The following is a 20321-nucleotide window of genomic DNA, read 5'->3' on the forward strand; positions in this document are numbered from 1 at the left end:
CGCCCGGATATCATCGTCGTCATGCCGATGCGGACCGAGTGCAAGAACTTCGAATCTCGGTCGTACCCCAATGGTGACACCGTTCGGAAGTGCAACATCGACCTGGCACCCGACGCGCCGTGGCGGTGCCCCGAGAACTGCCCGGGCTACGAGCGTCGCCTCGCCGACGCCGCCTGGACGCACGGCAGCCTCGCCATTCCGGCGACGCCACCCGAACCGGCCGGGCTCGACGACGGGTCGGCCGCGGCGGTGCTCGACGCGGCCGAAGACATCGTGAACTCGATCGGTTCCGACGTGATGGCCGAAGTGCAGGCAGAGCGCGACGCCGCGAACAAACCGGGGTTGTTGAAGCGCATCTTCCGCAAGAAGCGCTGACGCTCGCCTGCTGGTGGGTGCCCCGGTGATCTGCCGCGACGCCAGCGCGCGTAGGTTCTGGCAATGAGCTGGAGCGAAGTCGACGACGGGTTGGAGCGCGAGTTCACGTTCGCGAACTTCCGTGAAGCGTTCGCGTTCATGACGCGAGTCGCGTTCATCGCCGAGGAACACGACCACCATCCCGAATGGTCGAACGTGTACGGAACCGTCAGGATCCGCCTGACCACACACGATGCCGGCCACGTCGTGACCGAGCGCGATCGCGCCGTGGCCGCGGCGATCGACGCGATCGCCGGTTCATGAGCCGAGATCCGGCGCACGTCGGCGGTGCCGCCGCGTCGGTCGCGCCGGACGTGTCGGCCCTCGATGAGCCGACGGGAACGTTTCCTGGGTGGCGAGTGGTCGCGGGCTGCTTCGTCGTGTTGCTCGTCAACTCGGGGCTCGCCTTCTACGGGTTGGCGGTGTATCTCAACGCGTTCAGCAACGAGCAGGGCTGGGCGCTCGGCAGCATCTCGTTCGCCGTCACCGTCTTCTTCGTCATCGGCGGGCTCATCGGCTTGTGGGTCGCCCGCCTCATCGCCCGCTTCGACGTGCGCATCGTCATCACCATCGGCGCGCTCGTCTCGGGCGGTGCGCTGGCGCTCGTCGGGCAGGTGACCAGCCCGTGGCAGCTGTATGTGTCGTACGCGTTCTTCGCGGTCGGGTACGGGTTCGCCGGTCTGGTCTCGACCACGACGGTGGTGACGCGCTGGTTCCATCTCAAGCGCGGAGTGGCCCTGTCGGTCGCGTCGACCGGTCTCTCGGTCGGAGGCATCGTCATCACGCCGTTCGCGAAGCGCTTCATCGACGACCACGGCTTGGCGGCGACCACGCCGTGGCTCGGAGTGCTGTTCGTCGTCGGGGTCGTACCGGTCACCTGGCTGCTCATCCGCCCGGACCCTGCCAGATACGGATGGGAACCCGACGGCATCCGCCTTGCACGCGGCGTTGCTCCGGCCGTCGCCACCGGCGTGCCGTATGCCGACGCCGTGTCGTCGACGTTCTACAAGATGGTCACCTACGGGTTCGTGCTGGCGCTCGGGTCGCAGGTCGGCGGCATCCAACAGTTGGTCAAGCTGGTCGAAGACCGCACCGACGAGCGGACCGCCCAGTTCGCGATCACCGTGCTCGCCGCGACGTCGGTCGTCGCTCGTCTGATCGGTGGCCGTCTCGTGTCGATCGTGCCGATGACGCGCCTGACCGTCGCGCTCGCCGGGCTGCAGTGTGTGGCGCTCGCCGGGATCGCCGTCTCCCGTGCGACCGTCTTGATCTTTGCGTCGATCGTGTTGTTCGGGCTCACCATCGGCAACCTGTTGATGTTGCAACCGCTGTTGATCGCCGAGCGGTTCGGGGTGCTCGACTACCCGAAGATCTACGGGAGATCGCAAGCCATCGCGATCGCGGGTGTGGCCGGCGGTCCGCTGCTCATCGGGTGGCTCTACGACGTCTTCGGGTCGTACGACTGGCCGTATCTGATCGCGGCGATGCTGTGCGGCGTGGGCACCGTGGTCATTTCCCGAGCCGGTCCGGCGACGCTTCCGACTACCGTCGCCATCGATGTCTGAACAACCGCACCGCAACGTCGTCAAGGTGGTCGAGGCCGGCCGAACACTGGGGGTCACCGTCGAGCCGGTCAGCTACCCGCAGGGCGCCAAGACGGCACAGGATGCAGCCGACGCCGTCGGTTGCGCCGTGGGCCAGATCGTGAAGAGCCTGATCTTCGGCGTCGACCGGAGCGCCGGCGACGCAGACGCAGGGGACGGCTCGATCGACCTCGTGCTCGCGTATGTGTCGGGTGCCAACATGCTCGACGAGAAGAAGCTCGCTGCGGCGGCCGGTGCTGCGAGGTGCCGGCGCGTCGACGCCGACACGGTTCGCTCGGCCACCGGCTTCCCGATCGGCGGTGTGCCACCGTTCGGTCACGACACCGAACTCGACGTGTTCATCGACCCCGATCTGTTGCAGTATGACGAGGTCTGGGCTGCAGCCGGCACCTGGAACGACGTGTTCGCCATCGCTCCCGACCGCCTCGTCACCGCGAGCGGCGGCACGGTCACCGACCTCAGACGAGACTGACGCCGGTCAGAAGAGGTCGAGGATCGAGCCGGCGTCGTTGTCGATCGCGGCGAGCACCGGCCGCAGATGCAGCTGCTCGAGCAGCTCGGTGCCGCGATCGTTGCCACCCTGCAGATCGCTCGTGATCACCTGTGCGGCCATCTGTTGCAACAGGCAGACCCGGTACTCGTGCATCGCCTGGTCGAGCGAGTAGTCGATGCCGGCGGCGACGATCTGATCGACGTAGCCCTGGATGATGGCGGTCTCGTGCTGCTTGCGGAGTTCGGGGTCCATCGAGCCGGCGATGAGGTTGGTGACGTCCCACATGCCGATGTGCCGGGTCGACAGCTGGAAGTCGATCACCGTCACGGCGTCGTCGCCGTCGGGGCCACCGAACAGGTAGTTCTCGGCGCGGCAGTCGGTGTGCGTGAACGTCGGAGCTCCGATGGTGGTGGTGTAGTCGAGCAGTTCGGCGTAGCGCTCGCATGCGCCGCCGATCGTCGCCATGAAGTCGGCGGGGATCCGATCGCCGAAGTGCTCGGCGAACGACGGGAACAACGCGGTGGCGAGCGGCGCGCCGCCCTTGTACATGTCGTTGTTCATCGGCGGGAGCCAGTCGAGCGCATCCAGTCGGTCGCTGCCCCAGAACTGGATGTGCAGCGGCGCGATGGTCGAGATGATCGTGGTGACCTCGTCGACCGACAGTCCGGCGAGTTGATCCGGCGTGGACGCACCGGCGATGTCTTCGATCAGCAACACGAAGGGCACCCCGGTGTCGGAGGTCGCGGCGTGATAGGGGCGCGGGACGCGCACGGCGACGCTGTCGGCGACATGGCGGTAGAAGTTGACCTCGCGGACGTAGAACCCCATCGCGAGCGCCAGGAACTGGTTCTCCTCCGACGGCGACGCACACTTGGCGACGAGGGTGGCGGGCCCGCTGTGACCGTCGGCGTAGGTGAGCGTGAACCGAGCCAACTCGCCGAGGATGCCCACGCCTTCGCCGAATCGCTCGGCGCTCGCCGCCGTGATCGTGCCGAACTCGTCGCCGAGCGCCTCGTTGAGCCAGGCGACGTCGATGTCGGCGATCTGGGCCGGGATTGCTGGGGCTGCCATGTGCGGCAACATAATCGCCGCGCCCGCCGCCACTCGGAGTCGAGCGGCACGCAGCGCGGGTCAGGACGTGAGCTGGCTGAAGCGTTCAGGGTCGATCGCGATGAACGTCGCGGTCGAGCGTGCGAACACCGTGGTCGGGTCGTCGTCGAGCGTCAGCTCGCCGGTCATCAGCAACTTGCGGCCGTCGCGTGCGGCGAGCCGCACACGACACGCCAACGGCACACCGATCGGCGTGCCGGCCTCGTACCGCACCGTCAGCTCACCGGTGAAGCCCGCCTGTTGCTCGATCGTGAGAACGAAGCCGAACACGTCGTCGAACAGCGCCGACACCATGCCGCCGTGGCTGCGCGACGGAGCGCCTTCGTGCGCCGAGCCGAGTGTGAGCCTGCCGACGACCTCGTCGCCCTCGCGAGTGATCGAGACGTCGAATCCGAGCGGCGCGGCACGGCCCGAGATCGGCCGTTCGTCGAAGCTGAACATCTGCTCGCCGCTCGCCGGTGGTGGTCCCCAGTCGCCGGTCCGTCGTTCGGTGGCGCGGTCACGGATGGGGAAGGCGTCGAGTTCGTCGGCGGCGAGGTGGAGCGAGTCGGCGATGCGGTCGAGGTCGTCGGCCTCGGCGTCGTGGCCGGCGATCGAATGACCGAGGCGCCGGTACGCCGCGCCGAGGCGGGCGCGTGCTTCAGCGACGTCGGGCGTCGTGGTCGCGGACGATTCGGACGACACTCGTCGAGCTCAGGTCGACGACGAGGCTTCGTCGAGCGCGTTGGTGAGCGTGTTCCACGAGAGCACGGCGCACTTGATGCGCACCGGGAACTTCACCACGCCCTGGAGCGCTTCGAGGTCGCCGAGGTCGACCGCGTCGTCGCCCGCTTCGAGCTCGACCGATTCGATGCCCATCATCGACTTGAACCGACGGATGATCGCTTTGACCTCGCCGACGGTCTTGCCGATCACGGCCTGGCTCATCATCGACGCCGACGACTGGCTGATCGAGCAACCCTGGCCACCGATCTTGATGTCGGAGATCACCGCATCGTCGCCGGAGCCGCTGGAGTCGTCGACGAGCAGGTACACGCTGATCTCGTCGCCGCACAGCGGGTTGTGACCGTCGGTCTGCACCGCAGGCGGATCGAGCTCGCCCCGGTTGCGAGGCGTGCGGTAATGATCGAGGATGATCTCGCGGTAGAGATCTTCGAGGCCAGACATCAGAAGCCAAAGATATCGGTTGCGCCGGCCAGGCCATCAGCCAGCGCATCGATGTCGTGCTCGTCGTTGTACAGGTACACGCTCGCTCGGGTCGTGGCGGCGACGCCGAGTGTCTTCATGAGCGGCTTGGCGCAGTGGTGCCCGGCTCTGACGCAGACGTTGGTCTCGTCGAGCACCTGGCTCACGTCGTGCGGGTGCAGGTCGCGGAAGGCGAAGCTGAACACCCCGCCGCGCAGCTCGACGTTGTCGGGTCCGTAGATCGTGATCTCGTCACCGAAACGCTCGTTGAGCGTGTCGAGGGTGTAGCGGGTCAGCGACATCTCGTGCTGACGGATGTTGGCCATGCCGATCTCTTCGAGGAACTCGACCGCTGCGGTGAGGCCGGCGGCTTCGATGATCGGAGGCGTGCCCGCCTCGAACTTGGCCGGGACCGGTGCGGTGGTGAAACCGTCGAACGTGACCGTGTCGATCATGTTGCCGCCACCGAGGAACGGCGGCATCGACTCGAGGATCTCCATGCGCCCCCACAGCATGCCGATGCCCGACGGGCCGCACATCTTGTGGCTGGAGAACGCGACCAGGTCGGCTCCCCACGCCTGCACGTCGGTGACGTTGTGGGGCACGTACTGGCAGGCGTCGACCACGGCGAGCGCACCGGCGTCGTGGGCGGCGCTGCAGAGCATCGCAGTGGGTGGAATCGTGCCGAGCACGTTGCTCATCGCGGTGAACGACAGCACCTTGGCGCCGTCGAGCAGGCGGTCGAGGTCGGTCAGATCGAGTTGCCCGTCGGCGGTGAGCGGAATCCACCGGATCTCGATGCCCCGCTCGGCCTGCAGCATCTGCCACGGGACGATGTTGGCGTGGTGCTCCATCTCGGTGAGCACCACCACGTCGCCGGTGCCGAGATTGGCGCGGCCCCAGGCGAGGGCGATCAGGTTCATCGACTCGGTGGCGTTCTTCGTGAAGACCACCTCGTCGGCCGACGGGGCGTTGATGAGACGGGCCACGGCGGCGCGAGCGCCTTCGTAGACCTCGGTCGCTTCGCCGGCGAGTCGGTACGAGCTGCGGTTGATCGGCGCGTACGTCGATTCCATGAAGTGCTGCATCGCGTCGATGACGCGCCGGGGTTTCTGCGAGGTGTTGCCCGAGTCGAGGTAGACGAGGCGTTTGTCGTCGATCGTGCGGTCGGTGAGCAGCGGGAACTGGCTGCGGATCGCGGCGATGTCGATTGCTTCGGTTGTCATGACGAGTTCAGACCCCGACTTTCTGGAACGACTCGTGGTCGCTCCGTTCGAGTTGCTGGGTGAGTTCGAGTCCGCCGGACGCGACGATGCGACCACCGACGAACGAGTGGACCCGGTGCGGTGCGATCTCGGCGAGAAGCCGAGGAGACGGTGCGATCAGGAGCACCGCCATGTGTGGCCGTTCGGAGCAGACCAGGCGGACGGCGCGGGCCACGGCGGCGTCGCTGGGCGAGTCGGTGAGATCGAGCACGGCGAGCGCCGGCTGGAGGACGGCCAGCTGCACGATCTCGGTGAGCGGTTGGAGCTCGGATTGGTGCTCGGACAGGTCGCCGGCGGCGGGCGAGTCGACCGCGTCGGCGTCGAGACCGACGCGCCGGGCCCAGTCGCCGGCGGTGCCGTGAGCGGCTTGCGCCGAGGAGCGTGACCGAGCGTTGGCGGACTCGGCTCGGTGGAGGAGTCGCCGGACCGAGACGCCGGGAATCGGCGTGGGGCGTGGGAACGACAGGAACAGGCCGGCTTTGGCTCGTTCGTCGACGGGCCAATCGGTGACGTCGTCGCCGCGGAGGTGGATGCTGCCGTCGGTGACCCGATGCGCCGGGGATCCCATGAGCACTGGGCCGATCGCTGCGGTACTCGCATCGCCGACGATCGCGTGGAGCTCGCCGACGCCGATCGTCAGATCGACACCTCGCAGCACACACCCCTGGGCGGCGCCCGGCATGGTGGCGACGTCACCGTCGTCGGGTGCTGCGTGCAGGTTGCGGACAGCGAGGAGCGGCGCATCGCCCGTGAGGGCCGAGTCGGTCGCTCCGGCGTTCGTCACGATGCCGATTGTACGAGTCGGGCAGGAGTTTCTCTCGTGTGCGTCGGGTAAATCCCCGCTGAGCAGCGCTTGGACGCGTGCGCGCGTCGCGGCGACCTTTAGCATGGCCGACATGGCCGATCGTGTGGAGCGTCTGACGAATCTCCTGGCGCTCTTGCTCGAAACGCAGCAACCGCTCCCGCTCCGCCGGATCCGCACCGAGCTCGCCGGGCAGTATCCCGAGAACGACAAGGCGGCGCGCCAGGCGTTCGAGCGCGACAAGGCGGCGTTGCGCGGCATCGGCGTGCCCATCGAGATGACGGTCGTCGGCGGTGACGAGATGTCGGGCCAGACGCAGTACTGGATCGACCGATCGTCGTACGAGCTCGACGAACTCGATCTGGCCGACGACGAGATGCGGGCGCTGCAGGTGGCGGTGGCGACGGTGCGCACCGATGCCGGGCAGGACGCGATCTGGAAACTCGGCGGTTCGATCGGCGACGAGCGCCCGCCGATCTCGGCGGTGCTGCCCGACCGGCCCGAGCTGCCGACGATCCGCGCCGCCGTCGCCGCCCGCGCTCCCATCACGTTCGAGTACCGCGACGCCGAGCGCGTCGTCGAGCCCTGGGGCGTGCTGCTGCGAGGGGGCTTCTGGTACCTGGTCGGCCACGACCACCTGCGCGGCGAGAAGCGGACGTTCCGTGTCGACCGCATCGTCGGCGACATCGCCACCGGAGAGCCGGGGGCGTTCGAGCGTCCGGCCGACTTCGATCCACGCGATGCGTTTCCGGCCGATCCGAAACAGATCGGCCACGCAGCCGAGGACGGTGTCGATGCGGTGGTCGAGGTGTCGGCGGTGCGCGCCGGGGCGATCGCCCGTGAACTCGGGGCCGATCGCGTGATCGAGCACCTCGACGACGGGGCGATCCGCGTCCGGGTCCCGGCGACCAATCTCGACGCGTTCCGGTCGTGGGTCCTCGGACTCACCGATCACGCCGTGGTCGTCGGCCCGCCCGAGATCCGGGCACACATCGTCGAGTGGATCGAAGCGTCGGCCCGCGTGGAGAGTGCGTCGTGAGCGGCCCGCGCAACGCCGAAGACCGGCTGCGGCGCCTGCTGGTGATGCTGCCGTACCTCATGGAGGCGGGCGAGGTGCCGCTGTCGGAGGTCGCCGAGCGCTTCGACATGACCGAAGCGCAGGTCACGAACGACCTCGAACTCGTCGCGATGTGTGGCTTGCCGCCGTATGTCGACGAGATGATCGACGTGTTCGTCGACGACGGGATGGTGTTCGTCGGGGTGCCGCGGCTCTTCACGAGGTCGTTGCGGCTCACCGCGCCCGAAGCCTTCTCGCTGCTGGCCGCTGGACGAGCAGCGCTCGAACTCCCGGGTGGCGACGCCACCGGGCCGCTCGGGCGCGGGCTCGCGAAACTCGCCGCAGCGCTCGGCGCGGCCGGTATCGACACGGCCAGTGCCGGGTCCGACGACACGGCGGGCGTGGCCATCGACCTGTCGCGACCCGAGTTGACCGATCAGATCATCGATGCCGTCGCTGCTCACGCGGAGCTCGCCGTCACGTACTACACGCCGGCCCGTGACGCGGTGAGCGAGCGGACGTTCGTGCCCCGCCACGTGTTCGTCGAGGCCGGCAACTGGTACGTGCGTGCCGACGACGCTCGTTCGGGCGAGCTGCGCACCTTCCGGATCGACCGGATCGAACAGGCGGCTCCGACCGGCCGTACGGTGCCGCCGGAGGGCGATGCGCCGGGCGAACCGCAACCGTTCTTCACCGATGTCGACGTGCCGCGAGCGCTCGTGCGCGTCGGCCCCGACGCTCAGTGGATCATCGATCGGTATCCGATCGATCGGGCCGATCCCACGACCGCGCGCGGCGTGCCGAACGGATGGCTCGACGTGACGCTCCCGGTGGCGAGCGAGCGGTGGCTGGCGAGGTTGCTGGTGCGGCTCGGACCCGACGCCGTGCTCGTCGAGCCCGACGAGCTGCGGCCCGCGGTGACCTCGCTCGCGCAGCGGATGCTCGCCCGCTACGCCGACTGAGTCGGTGGCGCTCGGTCGGCGCCGTCAGCGGGTGCGAGGGCGATCGAAGAACGGTTCGAGGTCGTGCACGTCGTGGACGTCGTGCGCTCGCAGGAGGTGCGGGAGGATCTCGGCTGTCGCCATCGCGTCGGCGAGTGCATCGTGCGGGCGATCGAGCGAGACGCCGTAGCGGGTGCAGACGTCGCCGAGGCGGTGGGAGAGTTCACGATCGGGGTCGAGTCGACGCGACATGCGCAGCGTGCACAGCCGCTGCGTGAGCGCGTCGCCGCACTCGTGGCGGCGGGAGCGTCGTTCGAGTGCTCGTTCGATGAACTCGGCATCGAACCGGGCGTTGTGGGCGGTGAAGATCGACGTGCCGAGTCGCTCGGAGAACTCGTCGAGGACGTGGTCGATCGGCGGGGCGCCTCGCAGATCGCGGCGGCGAAGCCCGTGGACATGAGTCGGCCCGACACGCGACAGCGGCCAGCGGAGCTTGACGAGGGTCGACCACTGGTCGACGACGCGTCCGTCGGCTTCGACCGTGACCATGCCGAGCTGGAGGATTCGGTGCTTGCGCGTGGAGAGGCCGGAGGTCTCGAGATCGACGACGGCAAACCGGGGGAGTCCCACGGCTTCACTGTAGAGGCGGGGTGTGACGGTGTTGCTCGTCGGCGCTGCCGACGCTCGGTCAGCTCGCTTTGGTGGCGTTGCGGGCGCGGATGCCGATCGGAGCGGCGATGGTGTAGCCGGCGAGGTGGCGTTCTTCCTCGGACTCGCCTGCCCAGAAGCCGTACTCGCGGTGCTCGCGGGCGAAGTCCCGGCAGGGGGTGGCGACGGTGCACTGCGCGCAGAGCCGGAGCGCCTTGGCCTCACGGCGTGCCCGCGCTTCGGGTCGTTCGGCCTTCTTGGGGAAGAACAGACGCGTCTCGCCGCGGCATGCGGCGTAGGCGCGCCAGGCGTCGCTGCGAGAGGGGTAGTTGCTCTCGTCGAGGGGGGTGTCGATGTGGGCAAGGCTCATGTCAAGTGTCGTTTCGCTCGGTGTGATTGCATTTAACACTAAAACATCGGCGTGTGAAAAACAAGAGCTGGAGTCAGATCGTTGTCAGAGCCTGCGGTGGCGGGCGCGTCGACGACAGCGGGGCCGCGGATCCGGTCGCTGTCGTCGCTGTCGTCGCGGTTCGGGCGTCAGAGCAGTTCGGCGGCGAGGCTGGCGACCGAGCTGCGTTCGCAGGCCGTCAGCGTGATGTGCCCGAAGCAGCGCTGATCGGCGAACGCTCCGGCGAGCACGCTCAGTGCGTTGTTGTTCTCGCCGAGGTACGGGGCGTCGATCTGGCTGGTGTCGCCGGTGAAGATCACCTTGGTGCCGTCGCCGACCCGGGTGAGGATCGTGCGCAGCGTGGTCGGCTCGAGGTTCTGCGCTTCGTCGATGAGCACCATCTGGCGCTGCAGCGAGCGACCGCGGAGGAACGTCACCGACTCGAGTGACAGCTGCCCGCGGTCGGTCAGTTCGTCGACGAGGTTGCTCGCATCGTGGCTGTTGCCCTGGTCGCTGAGGGCGACGATCGCGTCGTGGATGGCCGACATCCACGGGTCGAGTTTCTCGTCGAGGCCGCCGGGGAGGAAGCCGACGTCGGCGCGTCCGACCGGCACGAGCGGGCGGTACACCGCCAGGCGTTCGTACTGTCGTTGCTCGACGACCATCTCGAGCCCGGCGGCGATCGCCAGCAGCGTTTTGCCGGTACCGGCCCGTCCGTCGAGTGCGATGACTGCGATGTCGGGGTCGAGGAGGAGTTCGAGTGCGAACCGCTGCTCTTTGTTGCGCGGCCGCAGCCCCCAGGGTTCGGGTGACTGCTGGGGGAGGAGCACGAACTCGTCGTCGACGGTGCGAACGAGTGCCGACTGCGATCCACAGCGCAGCACGGCGAACTCGTTCTCACGTGGTTGCTCGGCGTCGGCGCCGAGTACGGCGTCGACGGCGATCGCCCCGGCGGCGTACAGGCAGTCGATCGCTTCGTAGGCGGCGTCGATGGTGGTCCAGCCGATCGCTGCGGTCGGGCGGTCGGAGGTGGTGAGCCGGTGTTCGGCGGCGTCGACGCCGAGGTGCGCGGCCTTGATTCGGAGTGCCGCGTCGTTGCTGATCATGGTGGTGGGGCCGAAGTCGGACTGGCCGATCGCCGCGCCGATGATGCGATTGTCGGGGACCGACGCGTCGAGGCCGTGCTCGAGCAGCAGGTGTTTGCGAATGTTGTTGATCTCGATCTGCAGCGTGGCGTTGTCGGCGCCGGTCGGCACCGGTTCGGCCAGCGAGCCACCGTGGCGCACGCGGAGTTCTTCGAGTGTGCGCAGTGCCGTTCGGGCGGCGCGACCGACGTCGTCGCTGCGGCTCTTGAGCCCGTCGAGTTCTTCGACGACCGTCAGTGGGACGACGACGTCGACATCGCGGAACTCGAGCACGCAGGTCGGGTCGGCGATCAGGACGGAGGTGTCGAGCACGATGCGGTCGCGTGTGCCCGGTGGGTAGGTGCGATCGCGGGCGTCGGTGACGCTGAGCTGGTCGTCGGTGGGCGATGTGGCTGACGCTTCTCCTTTCGTCTCCGGGGGCGCTGCAGCAGAGGCAGGCGGAACACTGGACGAGAGAAGGTCAGACACCATCACTCCTGTTGTTGTTTGGGTTCGATGCGGACTTGCAGATCGACGTTCATAGCGAACAGGTCCTGTTGTAGCGGACGCCGCGCGTCGGGTGGGGGATGGATGCGTGTCGGTGACGTGAATTCATCAGCGCGACACATTTCTGATCGATGGCGACGGCTCTGATCGATGGCGGCGGCTCCGACCGTTGTCGGTTGCGCCGGTGGCGCTCGGCGTTCTCGTCGGCACCCTCGGGTCGACACTCGCCTCGCGTGCCGACGCCGCACGCCGGGCCGTCGCGTGCTGGGTGCCGCGTGGCAGGCTGGGTGCATGAGCTCGAATGCGTGCGTGTTCTGTGGCGTCGTCGAGCGGGTCGAACCGGCCGACGTGGTGTTCGCCGACGACCACGTGGTCGCCTTCCTCGATCGGCGCCCGCTGTTCCACGGGCACACGCTCGTCGTGCCTCGCCGGCACGTCGTGACGCTGGCCGATCTGCATGCCGACGAGGTGGGGCCGTTCTTTCAGCGGGTCCGTCACATCAGTGCGGAAATGCCCGCTGAGCTGGGGTGTTCGGGCACGTTCGTGGCGAACAACAACATCGTGAGTCAGAGCGTCGCGCACCTGCACGTGCACGTCGTGCCGAGAACGAAGGGCGACGGCCTACGCGGGTTCTTCTGGCCGCGAACGACCTACGAGGAGGGGCAGGCGGCCGAGTTCGCGGCGCGGATGCGGGCCGCATTCGAGGCCTCGTGGCATGAGGGCTGACCGCATCGTGAGTCCGGGTCGGGGAGCGGCGCGTCGATGCATATGGTCGGTCCCGACGGCCGTTTCGGTCAATACCGGTAAGGGCTCTCGCCGCCAGTATTTGCATTTGCAATCACATTGATACTTGTGCGCGAGCACCATCAGTAAGTTACGTGGGTGTCATTCGGGCCCGACTGAGGGGCTGAATCGGCTTCACCGCAACCAGCGGTGAAGGAACAGCGAGACCAATCGAAAGAGGATCCCAATGGCAACCAAGGCAGAAATGATCGACGCAGTGGCAGACGCTGCAGGCGTGTCGAAGGCAGACGCAGAGCGCACCCTCGGTGCGTTCTTCGACCACGTGGTCGCCGAAACGAAGAAGGGCGAGAGCATCGCGTGGCCGGGCTTCGGCAAGTTCAGCACGACCGAGCGCAGCGCCCGCACGGGCCGCAACCCGCAGACGGGTGAGCCGGTTCAGATCAAGGCGTCGACGGCGATGAAGTTCTCGTCGAGCTCGGCACTCAAGGAAGCCCTGAACGGCAAGAAGAAGTGAACTGATGGCCGCGAAGCGTCCAGCCAAGAAGAAGGCAGCAGCCAAGAAGGCTCCTGCGAAGAAGAAGGCAGCGGCCAAGAAGGCCCCCGCCAAGAAGAAGGCAGCAGCCAAGAAGGCCCCGGCCAAGAAGGCTCCTGCGAAGAAGAAGGCAGCAGCGAAGAAGGCTCCTGCCAAGAAGAAGGCAGCGGCCAAGAAGGCTCCTGCCAAGAAGAAGGCAGCAGCGAAGAAGGCTCCTGCCAAGAAGAAGGCAGTCGCGAAGAAGGCCCCGGCCAAGAAGGCTCCTGCGAAGAAGAAGGCAGCAGCGAAGAAGGCCCCGGCCAAGAAGGCTCCTGCGAAGAAGAAGGCAGCAGCGAAGAAGGCTCCTGCCAAGAAGAAGGCGACCGCCAAGAAGAAGTGAGTCGGCTCGGCCATCGAGCCGAGCAACACACCTCTTCGGCACTGCCGAGCGACGGGCGAGGACTTCGGTCCTCGCCCGTTTGGCGTCTCAGAGGCTCGTGATGAGCTTGAAGATCTCGGCTGCGGCGAGGTCGAACGGGCCGCCGAGTTCGGCGAGGCGTTGGCGGATACGTTGCCGGAATGCGTCGAGTTCGGTGTCGTCGACCGCCTTCATCGTCGACTCGAACTGGCTGACGTGCGCTTCGAGCGCGTCGAGTTTCGTGTCGACCGCCGTCGTCACGTCTTCGACGTGGTCGGGTTCGTCGGCTTCCCAGAGCAACAGCGCCTCGGGGCGATGGTGGCGCACGCCGTGTTCGGTGAGGTGCTCGGGGTAGAAGTGCGGGTCACGGGCGGCGACGATGCCCTCGACGGCGAGCAGGCCGGCATTGCGGTGATCCGGGTGCAGGCGGTATCGCTTCCACGGGTCGTGACCCAGCACCACCTGCGGTGCCACCGAGCGGATGACGAAGGCGACCTGTTCGCGGACGTCGAGGTCGCTGCGCAACTCGCCGTCGACCTGGCCGAGGAAGTGCACCTCGCCGGCGCGATCTCCGGCGAGGCGTCGCGCCGCGTCGCGTTGTTCGTCTTGGCGGCGTGCGGCGAGCGCCGCGGTGTCGGCGTCTGCATCCCAGGTGCCCTTCGAGCCGTCGGTGCACACGAGGTGGTGCACGATGCAGCCGTCGGCCGCCCATTTGGCGAGCACGCCACCACAGCCGAACTCGACGTCGTCGGGGTGAGCGCCGATGGCGAGAGCGGAGGTCGGGGTGGTCAGGTCGCGGGTGAACCGGTCGACGTCGACGTCGGACGTCATGAGCCGTGGGTGAAGTGGTTGACCGGGATCGTTGGCAGCCATGACGGCAGCACCTCCGAGGTGAGTGGATGGGTGAGGTCGGAGCGGGTGTCGATGTCGAGCGAGAGCCGGAGATCGGGGCGGATCTCCACCACGTGGCGCTCGTCGGAGGTGGCCGCTGCGAGATGGCGACCGAACGAGTGCGCCCCGTAGGCCGCGTCGACGCGTCGATCGGTCGGGAACGACAAGACGTTGGTGCCGTCGCGTCGCTGGTCGGGAACGATCGTGGTGACGCCCTGGCGGGCGACGGCGGTGAGCCCGGCCGGGTAGGGGAGATCGGCGTGCGCGACGATGACGTGGTCGAACCCGAGCGCCGCGATGCGGGCCACGCCGTCGTCGACCGCACCGTTGAGGCCGAGGCCGGGTCCCCACAGCGGAGTGGCGCCGCGGTCGATCGCCCACGACCGGACCACCTCGTCGTCGCACGCCACGAACGTGTCGAAGTCGGCGACGGCGGCCACGACTCGATCGGCCAGCCACTCGGCGAGGCGCATGCGCTCGTCGGGTGACAACACGTCCGACAGGCGCTGCTTGGCCGCGGAGAAGCCCTTGACAGGAACGAGTACGGCCGTCTTCACGCCCTCAATGTAGGAGTCGCACGCCGCTCTCACCGCACCCGCTCGCATCACGTCGCCTGCCGTGGGTGCACGCATTCGGCGGCGGCTACGGTCGCGGGCATGACGGAGTTGCCAAAGATCAGAGTCGCGGTGATCGGCGCCGGTTCGTGGGGGACCACCGTTGCGGCACTCGCCAGCGCCAACACCCCGACCACGCTGTGGGCTCGGCGGCCCGAGCTGGCCACGCAGATCCGTGACCATAACTCCAACCCCGACTATCTGGCTGGGCAGGAGCTCCCCGACGAGCTCGACGCCACGAGTTCGCTCGAGGAAGCGGTGTCGACGGCCGACGTCGTGGTGATGGGCGTGCCGTCGCACGGCTATCGCGAGGTCGCCGAGGAGGCCGCCGCGTACCTGCGGCCCTGGGTCCCCGTCGTGACCCTGTCGAAGGGGCTCGAACGGGCGTCGCAGATGCGGATGAGCGAGGTGACCGCCGAGGTCATGCCGGGCCACCCGATCGCTGTGCTCACCGGGCCGAACCTCGCGAAGGAGATCATCCAGGGGCAGCCGGCGGCCAGTGTGGTGGCCATCGACGACCCGCGCGTCGCTGCCGAACTGCAGCGCATCTTCAGCCGTCCGAGTCTGCGCGTCTACACGAACTCCGATGTCGTGGGCTGCGAGGTGGCCGGCGTCGTCAAGAACGTCATCGCCATCGCCTCGGGGATGGCCAACGGCATGGGGTTCGGTGACAACACGCGTGCCACGTTGATCACGCGCGGGCTCGCCGAGATGACCCGGCTCGGCGAAGCGATGGGCGGCGACCCACACACCTTCCCCGGACTCGCCGGCATGGGCGACCTCATCGCCACGTGCTCGTCGACGCAGAGCCGCAACAACACGGTCGGGCTGCGTCTCGGTCAGGGCGAGCAGATCGACGACATCGTCGAGAGCATGAACATGGTCGCCGAAGGCGTGAAGTCGTGTCCCAGCGTGCTCGAGCTCGCGGGCCGGTACGGTGTCGAGATGCCGATCACCGAGCAAGTCGTCGCGGTGTGTCACCAAGGCGTTTCAGCGGCCGACGCGCTGGCATCGCTCATGGAGCGAACCAGCAAGAGCGAACACGAGTAATTCACCGATGACCATCAGTAGCGCTTCCACGGCGCCCGGCTCAGCGTCGATCGACGTGCGGTCGAACCCGCCCGAGACCACGATCGGCGTCACCGGGCTCCGGCCTCGCTGGTCGGTCAGCGCCTGGGGTGCGGTGTCGCCGTGGCTCACCGACGACGATGCCGACGACGTGGCGGTGTCGCCGGTGCTCGACTGGTACGTCGCCGCCGACGATCGATGGCACGTGCCCGCCGACGAGCCCACGATCCGGCAGCGTCGCATCGAGGGCACGCCCGTCCTCGAGACTCGGCTGAGAATTCCCGACGGCGACGCGATCCAGCGGGTCTGGGCCGTGCCCGACGCCGGTGGCACCGTCGTGGTCGAGTTCGAGAACGAGTCGCCGCTGCCGATCGCCGTGTCGGTGGCGGGAATGGACGTGGTGACCGAGCGCCCGACCTCCGACGTGCCGATCCAGGGCATCGAGCTGCCCGACGATGCGATCGTGCTGCCGGTCGGCCACCACGCCACGGTGCGTGTCCTGCTCCGGTCGGCGAACTCGTCGGGAGGGTTCGGTTCGATCCCGCCGGCGATGTCGGTGGTGCGCGGGTGGACGCGGGTGACCGAGCAGGCGAGTCGACTCGTGTTGCCCGACGAAGCGCTCGTCGACGCGGTCAACGCGGCCCGCTGCGACCTGCTGCTCGAGGGCCCCGTCGACCCGGATGCCGACCCCGTCGGATTCCTGCTCGATGTCGCTGAGCTGGTGCGATGCGGTGATTCGGCCGAGGCCTGGCTGCTCGAGATCGTCGAGCCGGTCGAGCGAGTGGCACGCGAGACGAGTGCGGCCGCCGATGCATCCGATCGCCGCGAAGCGTTCGATGCCGTGCGCTCCGCTCGACTGATCGCCCAGCGCGCCGGCGACGAACGAGCGTCGGCCGATCTCGAACGACTCGCCGCCGACCTGGCCGCGGGACGTTCCGGTCGCCGCTGGTGGAAGGGGCGATCCGGCGATGTCGATCGCGCCGACACCGCACCCGCTGCCTCGACACCGCCGGCGCTGTCGTCGCTGGCCGATGTCCGCCGATCGACGTCGGTCGGCCGCTTCGTGCGCTCGATCGAGCGCCGGATCGTCGACGTCGTCGACCCCGTGTCGGGCGGAGCATCGCTGCTCCCAGGAGGTGTGCCGACCGGCTGGCTCGGCACGAACTTCGAGGTCCACGGCATCCCGACCGGTCCGGTGTCGACTGCGTCGTTCGCGATCCGCTGGCACGGAGAGCGCCCTGCCGTGCTCTGGGAGCAGCACCAGGGTGAGGTGCGCCTCGACTCGCCGACGATCGACCCCGAGTGGTCGACGGTCGACGCCAGCGGCGAGACGCTGTGGGCGGCGCCAGCGGTGCCGAAGGCGGCCCGATCGTCGCTGATGGTCACCGCGGTCGACGACGCCACAGCCCCCGCTGCCGACAGCGACGAACCGGATGCCACACCACCGAACACGGCACCCGGTACGGGGATCCTGAGCATCGATCCCGACGGCGGAACCTTCGCCTGACCCGATGGCATCGAAGAAGCGTGCGCCGACTCGGGAGATCGAGAAGGCGATGTGGGCGCTCGGCCATCAGACCGTCGTCGGCATCGACGAGGTCGGTCGAGGTGCCTGGGCCGGCCCGCTCATGGTCGGCGCCGCCGTACTGCCTCGCGACACGAGGGTCAACGGAGTGCGCGATTCGAAGCTGCTGAACGAGCGCGAGCGGGAGTTCTTGTTCGACCGGATCACCGACTGGTGCGACGCGTGGGCGGTCGGTGGCGCCTCACAGGACGAGTGCGATCGCCTCGGCATGTCCGCGGCCCAGAAGCTGGCGGCGCGACGAGCGATCGAGGGCTTGGGCCTGGTGCCCGACGTGGCCGTCACCGACGGCAAGTGGGACTTCGTGTCACCGTCGGTCGCCAACGTCGAACTCGAGGTCAAGGCCGATCTGCGTTGTCTGAGCGTCGCTGCGGCGAGCATCCTGGCGAAGGTGACACGAGACCGGATCATGCGGGCCGAGGCCGAGCACTACCCGCACTGGTCGTTCGACACCAACAAGGGGTATCCCTGCCCGGTCCACAAGGCCGCCATCCTCGGCTACGGACCGTCGTCGATCCATCGCCGGAGCTGGGTGTTCATGGAGAACTACAACCCCTGGACGGCCATCCGCCGCACGCCGCCGGCCGGCCAGACCTCGCTGTTCTGAACGCGCCCGCACGCCCGGAGCGGGCGTCAGCGGTCGGCGGGAGGTGTGCGGTGCAGATCGGCGAGCGCCGCGAGCAGTTCGCGGACGGCTTCGGGATCGGCGAGACGACGGAACGCCCGCGACGCCCCTGGGCCGACCTTGATGCTCAGGTCGTCGGGCCCGAGCACGGCGAACGCGTCTTCGTCGGGGACGTCGTCGCCGATGTAGATCACCGTGGCCGCGTCTTCGTCACGGCGGAGGTTCTGCAGTGCCGTGCCCTTGTCGGTGGGGCGGGCCATGAGTTCGAGCACGTTCGATCCGTGGTGCGCGGTCGACCCCGTGATGGCCGGCTGTGCCTCGGCGAGTGAGTCGAGTGCGCGTTGGCCCGATTCGGGGTCGGCGGTGCGGACGTGCAGGACGACGCTGGCCGGCTTGTGTTCGACCCACGCACCCTCGCCGGCGAGTTCACACGCCGCTTCGGCAGCAGCCACCAGGTCGTCGAGGCGCTGCGACTCGGCGGCCGTGAGCGGTTCGGGGTCGCGGCTGCGCCGCTCGCCGCCGTAGCTGCCCACCACGATCACGTCGGTGGCGAAGTCGAACTGCGCCAGGCCGGCGAGGGATCGGCCCGAGAGTACGGCCACGTTCAGGTCGTCGGCGACGCCGTTCCACGGGGTGGAGGTGGCGAGTTGATGGAGCAGGTCGCCGACGCCGTCGAGCAGTCGCGAGTCGTCGGCATGGTCGACGAGCGGTGCGAGCACGCCGTCGCAGTCGCAGACGAGCAGCCGTGGCGGCTCGAGTGCGTCGATGGCCGCGGCCACCTCACGGGGATCGTCGAAGTGGTCGGTCACGGCGCTTCGCCGGCGTGCAGGAGTGCGGTGAGGAACCGGTCGGCCCAGCCCTGCACGTCGCTCTTGCGGATCTGGTCGCGGAGTCCGGCCATGCGGTGGCGACGTTCGTGGCGGTGCATCGCGACCGCCTGCAGGATCGCGTCTTGAAGGGCTTCGTTGTCGTGCGGGTTGACCAGGACCGCGTCGGTGAGTTCGTCGGCCGCGCCGGCGAACTCCGACAGCACGAGCACACCGTCGCCGTCGATGTGCGCCGCGGCGTACTCCTTGGCGACGAGGTTCATGCCGTCGCGGAACGGGGTGACCAGCATGACGTCACCAGCTCGATACAGCGCGATCAGTTCGTCGTAGGGGAGCGTCTGGTACAGGTAGTGGACCACGGGCAGTCCGATGCGGCTGAAGCGCCCGTTGATCTCACCGACCAGCCGCTCGATCTGGGCTCGCTCGTCCTTGTAGTGCTCGACCGCCTCGCGAGTCGGCGTGGCCACTTGGACGAGCACGTGGCGCTCGGGGTCGAGCCGCCCGTCTTCGAGGAGTTGTGCGAACGCCTGGAGCCGCAGTCCGATGCCCTTGGTGTAGTCGAGGCGATCGACGCCGAGCATGATCACTTCGGGATCGCCGAGGCGGGCGCGGATCTGGCTGGTTCGTTTGCGCGTGGCACGGCCCGCCGCCATCTCCTCGACCTCACCGAAGTCGATGGAGATCGGGAAGCTGTCGACGCGCGTCTGGTACTCGGCGTTCTCGATGATGCCGTCGTGCGCGTCGACGCCCAGGAGTTGTTGCGCACAGGCGATGAAGTTCGTCGCACCCTTCGGTCGCTGGAAGCCGACGAGGTCGCAACCGAGCAGGCCGGTGATGATCTCTTCACGCCAGGGGAGCCGGGAGAAGAGCTCGTAGGGCGGGAACGGGATGTGCAGGAAGAACCCGATCGTCACGTCGGGACGCTGCTCGCGCAGCATCCCCGGGACGAGTTGGAGCTGATAGTCGTGGATCCACACCGTGGCGTCGGTCGGTGCGATGTTGGCCAGCGTGACCGCGAAGCGTTCGTTGACCGATCGGTAGGCCTCCCACTGCGCCGCGTCGTAGGTCGAGTCGCGGAGCGCATCGTGATACAGCGGCCACAGCGCGTCGTTGGAGAAGCCCTCGTAGTAGAGCTCGATCTCTTCTTCGCTGATGGGGACCGGGTGCAGGTCGACGCCGTCGACATGGAACGGCTCGACGTGATCGTCGGAGTTGCCGGTCCACCCGACCCAGGTGCCACCCGATTCGCGGAGCATCGGGAGCAGAGCTCGCACGAGACCGCCGGGCGAGGGCGCCCAGCCGTCGTCGGTGCGCATCACCGGAAGACGGTTCGCGGCGATGACGATGGGGTTGCGTGACGACGCATCGTTCGAGGTGCTGTCGCCACCGGGAGGGTTGCTGGTCGACGTGCCTGGCATGTCACGAAGCATGGCACGACTCGACCGATTCGCGCACCACCAGGTTGGACGTCACCCGGTGTTCACGTCACGCTCGACGTGACGC

The 20321-nt window shown here is 68.1% G+C and carries 24 protein-coding genes; 12 read left to right on the plus strand and 12 right to left on the minus strand.

Annotated features, from left to right (window positions below; genetic code table 11):
- Positions 1-21 precede the first annotated feature (21 nt).
- From YM304_RS07405 to YM304_RS07420, 4 genes are all read left to right on the plus strand, one after another.
- The gene (locus tag YM304_RS07405; RefSeq protein ID WP_041298104.1) at positions 22-375 is read left to right on the plus strand and encodes a hypothetical protein; all 354 of its coding nucleotides are present in this window, start codon (positions 22-24) and stop codon (positions 373-375) included.
- 63 nt (positions 376-438) lie between these two features.
- Positions 439-678 carry a 4a-hydroxytetrahydrobiopterin dehydratase gene (locus YM304_RS07410; protein ID WP_015441037.1) on the plus strand — a complete coding sequence of 80 codons (240 nt, stop codon included), beginning with the start codon at positions 439-441 and terminating at the stop codon, positions 676-678.
- Positions 675-1979: an MFS transporter gene (locus YM304_RS07415; RefSeq protein ID WP_015441038.1), complete on the plus strand. Its 1305-nt coding sequence runs from the start codon at positions 675-677 to the stop codon at positions 1977-1979. The genes YM304_RS07410 and YM304_RS07415 overlap by 4 nt, the downstream gene beginning before the upstream one ends.
- Complete coding sequence (locus YM304_RS07420) at positions 1972-2490, plus strand: YbaK/EbsC family protein (protein ID WP_015441039.1); 519 nt, start codon at positions 1972-1974, stop codon at positions 2488-2490. The genes YM304_RS07415 and YM304_RS07420 overlap by 8 nt, the downstream gene beginning before the upstream one ends.
- Positions 2491-2496: 6 nt before the next feature.
- Here the strand turns inward: YM304_RS07420 and YM304_RS07425 are convergent, their stop codons facing one another.
- From YM304_RS07425 to YM304_RS07445, 5 genes are read right to left on the minus strand one after another with little or no spacing between them, the layout of a single operon-like run.
- Entirely contained in the window at positions 2497-3582 is a 1086-nt protein-coding gene (locus tag YM304_RS07425; RefSeq protein WP_015441040.1) for a phosphotransferase family protein, read from the minus strand.
- Between the two features lie 60 nt (positions 3583-3642).
- A complete protein-coding gene (locus tag YM304_RS22190) occupies positions 3643-4305 on the minus strand; it encodes a PaaI family thioesterase (protein ID WP_015441041.1) in 663 nt (220 codons plus the stop codon).
- A gap of 9 nt (positions 4306-4314) precedes the next feature.
- Entirely contained in the window at positions 4315-4788 is a 474-nt protein-coding gene (sufU, locus tag YM304_RS07435) for a Fe-S cluster assembly sulfur transfer protein SufU (protein ID WP_015441042.1), read from the minus strand.
- Positions 4788-6032: an aminotransferase class V-fold PLP-dependent enzyme gene (locus tag YM304_RS07440; protein WP_015441043.1), complete on the minus strand. Its 1245-nt coding sequence runs from the start codon at positions 6030-6032 to the stop codon at positions 4788-4790. Before YM304_RS07440 ends, sufU begins: the two co-directional genes overlap by 1 nt.
- 7 nt (positions 6033-6039) lie before the next feature.
- Entirely contained in the window at positions 6040-6855 is an 816-nt protein-coding gene (locus YM304_RS07445) for an ABC transporter ATP-binding protein (protein ID WP_015441044.1), read from the minus strand.
- A gap of 1 nt (position 6856) precedes the next feature.
- Between YM304_RS07445 and YM304_RS07450 the strand changes: the two genes are divergently transcribed.
- On the plus strand, positions 6857-7912 hold the full coding sequence (locus tag YM304_RS07450; protein WP_162142047.1) for a helix-turn-helix transcriptional regulator: 1056 nt from the start codon (positions 6857-6859) through the stop codon (positions 7910-7912).
- The gene (locus YM304_RS07455; RefSeq protein WP_015441046.1) at positions 7909-8892 is read left to right on the plus strand and encodes a helix-turn-helix transcriptional regulator; all 984 of its coding nucleotides are present in this window, start codon (positions 7909-7911) and stop codon (positions 8890-8892) included. The genes YM304_RS07450 and YM304_RS07455 overlap by 4 nt, the downstream gene beginning before the upstream one ends.
- Positions 8893-8916: 24 nt before the next feature.
- Here YM304_RS07455 and YM304_RS07460 read toward each other — a convergent pair whose 3' ends face one another.
- The 3 genes from YM304_RS07460 to YM304_RS07470 form a co-directional block, all read right to left on the minus strand.
- The gene (locus tag YM304_RS07460) at positions 8917-9501 is read right to left on the minus strand and encodes a 3'-5' exonuclease (protein ID WP_015441047.1); all 585 of its coding nucleotides are present in this window, start codon (positions 9499-9501) and stop codon (positions 8917-8919) included.
- A gap of 58 nt (positions 9502-9559) precedes the next feature.
- On the minus strand, positions 9560-9889 hold the full coding sequence (locus tag YM304_RS07465) for a WhiB family transcriptional regulator (RefSeq protein ID WP_015441048.1): 330 nt from the start codon (positions 9887-9889) through the stop codon (positions 9560-9562).
- Between the two features lie 167 nt (positions 9890-10056).
- The gene (locus YM304_RS07470; protein ID WP_162142048.1) at positions 10057-11520 is read right to left on the minus strand and encodes a PhoH family protein; all 1464 of its coding nucleotides are present in this window, start codon (positions 11518-11520) and stop codon (positions 10057-10059) included.
- 309 nt (positions 11521-11829) lie between these two features.
- Between YM304_RS07470 and YM304_RS07475 the strand changes: the two genes are divergently transcribed.
- The 3 genes from YM304_RS07475 (at position 11830) to YM304_RS07485 (ending at position 13193) form a co-directional block, all read left to right on the plus strand.
- Positions 11830-12264 (plus strand): HIT family protein, encoded by a 435-nt coding sequence (locus YM304_RS07475; RefSeq protein ID WP_015441051.1) that lies wholly within the window; start codon positions 11830-11832, stop codon positions 12262-12264.
- Positions 12265-12508: 244 nt separating this feature from the next.
- The gene (locus tag YM304_RS07480) at positions 12509-12796 is read left to right on the plus strand and encodes an HU family DNA-binding protein (RefSeq protein WP_015441052.1); all 288 of its coding nucleotides are present in this window, start codon (positions 12509-12511) and stop codon (positions 12794-12796) included.
- A gap of 4 nt (positions 12797-12800) precedes the next feature.
- Positions 12801-13193, plus strand: a complete 393-nt coding sequence (locus YM304_RS07485) for a hypothetical protein (RefSeq protein WP_015441053.1) — start codon at positions 12801-12803, stop codon at positions 13191-13193.
- Between the two features lie 87 nt (positions 13194-13280).
- On the opposite strand, the gene YM304_RS07490 is transcribed toward YM304_RS07485, so the two are convergent.
- On the minus strand, positions 13281-14042 hold the full coding sequence (locus YM304_RS07490) for a PIG-L deacetylase family protein (protein WP_015441054.1): 762 nt from the start codon (positions 14040-14042) through the stop codon (positions 13281-13283).
- On the minus strand, positions 14039-14659 hold the full coding sequence (gene cofC / locus YM304_RS07495; protein ID WP_015441055.1) for a 2-phospho-L-lactate guanylyltransferase: 621 nt from the start codon (positions 14657-14659) through the stop codon (positions 14039-14041). The genes YM304_RS07490 and cofC overlap by 4 nt, the downstream gene beginning before the upstream one ends.
- 99 nt (positions 14660-14758) lie before the next feature.
- On the opposite strand from cofC, the gene YM304_RS07500 reads away from it, so the two are divergent.
- From YM304_RS07500 to YM304_RS07510, 3 genes are read left to right on the plus strand one after another with little or no spacing between them, the layout of a single operon-like run.
- Positions 14759-15766 carry an NAD(P)H-dependent glycerol-3-phosphate dehydrogenase gene (locus YM304_RS07500; RefSeq protein ID WP_015441056.1) on the plus strand — a complete coding sequence of 336 codons (1008 nt, stop codon included), beginning with the start codon at positions 14759-14761 and terminating at the stop codon, positions 15764-15766.
- Between the two features lie 7 nt (positions 15767-15773).
- Entirely contained in the window at positions 15774-17291 is a 1518-nt protein-coding gene (locus YM304_RS07505; protein WP_015441057.1) for a hypothetical protein, read from the plus strand.
- Between the two features lie 4 nt (positions 17292-17295).
- The gene (locus tag YM304_RS07510; RefSeq protein ID WP_015441058.1) at positions 17296-17973 is read left to right on the plus strand and encodes a ribonuclease HII; all 678 of its coding nucleotides are present in this window, start codon (positions 17296-17298) and stop codon (positions 17971-17973) included.
- Between the two features lie 26 nt (positions 17974-17999).
- On the opposite strand, the gene otsB is transcribed toward YM304_RS07510, so the two are convergent.
- Both otsB and YM304_RS07520 read right to left on the minus strand, forming a co-directional pair.
- Positions 18000-18800, minus strand: a complete 801-nt coding sequence (gene otsB / locus YM304_RS07515; protein WP_015441059.1) for a trehalose-phosphatase — start codon at positions 18798-18800, stop codon at positions 18000-18002.
- Positions 18797-20236, minus strand: a complete 1440-nt coding sequence (locus YM304_RS07520; RefSeq protein ID WP_015441060.1) for an alpha,alpha-trehalose-phosphate synthase (UDP-forming) — start codon at positions 20234-20236, stop codon at positions 18797-18799. Before YM304_RS07520 ends, otsB begins: the two co-directional genes overlap by 4 nt.
- Positions 20237-20321 lie beyond the last annotated feature (85 nt).

The sequence above is a fragment of the Ilumatobacter coccineus YM16-304 genome, assembly GCF_000348785.1.
Taxonomy (GTDB): domain Bacteria; phylum Actinomycetota; class Acidimicrobiia; order Acidimicrobiales; family Ilumatobacteraceae; genus Ilumatobacter_A; species Ilumatobacter_A coccineus.

Bases quoted from the DNA above. Each gene is read 5' to 3' on its own strand.
- YM304_RS07405 (WP_041298104.1), top strand. From the start codon at position 22: ATGCCGATGCGGACCGAGTGCAAGAACTTCGAATCTCGGTCGTACCCC.
- YM304_RS07410 (WP_015441037.1), top strand. From the start codon at position 439: ATGAGCTGGAGCGAAGTCGACGACGGGTTGGAGCGCGAGTTCACGTTC.
- YM304_RS07415 (WP_015441038.1), top strand. From the start codon at position 675: ATGAGCCGAGATCCGGCGCACGTCGGCGGTGCCGCCGCGTCGGTCGCG.
- YM304_RS07420 (WP_015441039.1), top strand. From the start codon at position 1,972: ATGTCTGAACAACCGCACCGCAACGTCGTCAAGGTGGTCGAGGCCGGC.
- YM304_RS07425 (WP_015441040.1), bottom strand. From the start codon at position 3,582: ATGGCAGCCCCAGCAATCCCGGCCCAGATCGCCGACATCGACGTCGCC.
- sufU (WP_015441042.1), bottom strand. From the start codon at position 4,788: ATGTCTGGCCTCGAAGATCTCTACCGCGAGATCATCCTCGATCATTAC.
- YM304_RS07440 (WP_015441043.1), bottom strand. From the start codon at position 6,032: ATGACAACCGAAGCAATCGACATCGCCGCGATCCGCAGCCAGTTCCCG.
- YM304_RS07450 (WP_162142047.1), top strand. From the start codon at position 6,857: ATGCCGATTGTACGAGTCGGGCAGGAGTTTCTCTCGTGTGCGTCGGGT.
- YM304_RS07465 (WP_015441048.1), bottom strand. From the start codon at position 9,889: ATGAGCCTTGCCCACATCGACACCCCCCTCGACGAGAGCAACTACCCC.
- YM304_RS07475 (WP_015441051.1), top strand. From the start codon at position 11,830: ATGAGCTCGAATGCGTGCGTGTTCTGTGGCGTCGTCGAGCGGGTCGAA.
- YM304_RS07480 (WP_015441052.1), top strand. From the start codon at position 12,509: ATGGCAACCAAGGCAGAAATGATCGACGCAGTGGCAGACGCTGCAGGC.
- YM304_RS07485 (WP_015441053.1), top strand. From the start codon at position 12,801: ATGGCCGCGAAGCGTCCAGCCAAGAAGAAGGCAGCAGCCAAGAAGGCT.
- YM304_RS07490 (WP_015441054.1), bottom strand. From the start codon at position 14,042: ATGACGTCCGACGTCGACGTCGACCGGTTCACCCGCGACCTGACCACC.
- YM304_RS07500 (WP_015441056.1), top strand. From the start codon at position 14,759: ATGACGGAGTTGCCAAAGATCAGAGTCGCGGTGATCGGCGCCGGTTCG.
- YM304_RS07505 (WP_015441057.1), top strand. From the start codon at position 15,774: ATGACCATCAGTAGCGCTTCCACGGCGCCCGGCTCAGCGTCGATCGAC.
- YM304_RS07510 (WP_015441058.1), top strand. From the start codon at position 17,296: ATGGCATCGAAGAAGCGTGCGCCGACTCGGGAGATCGAGAAGGCGATG.
- YM304_RS07520 (WP_015441060.1), bottom strand. From the start codon at position 20,236: ATGCCAGGCACGTCGACCAGCAACCCTCCCGGTGGCGACAGCACCTCG.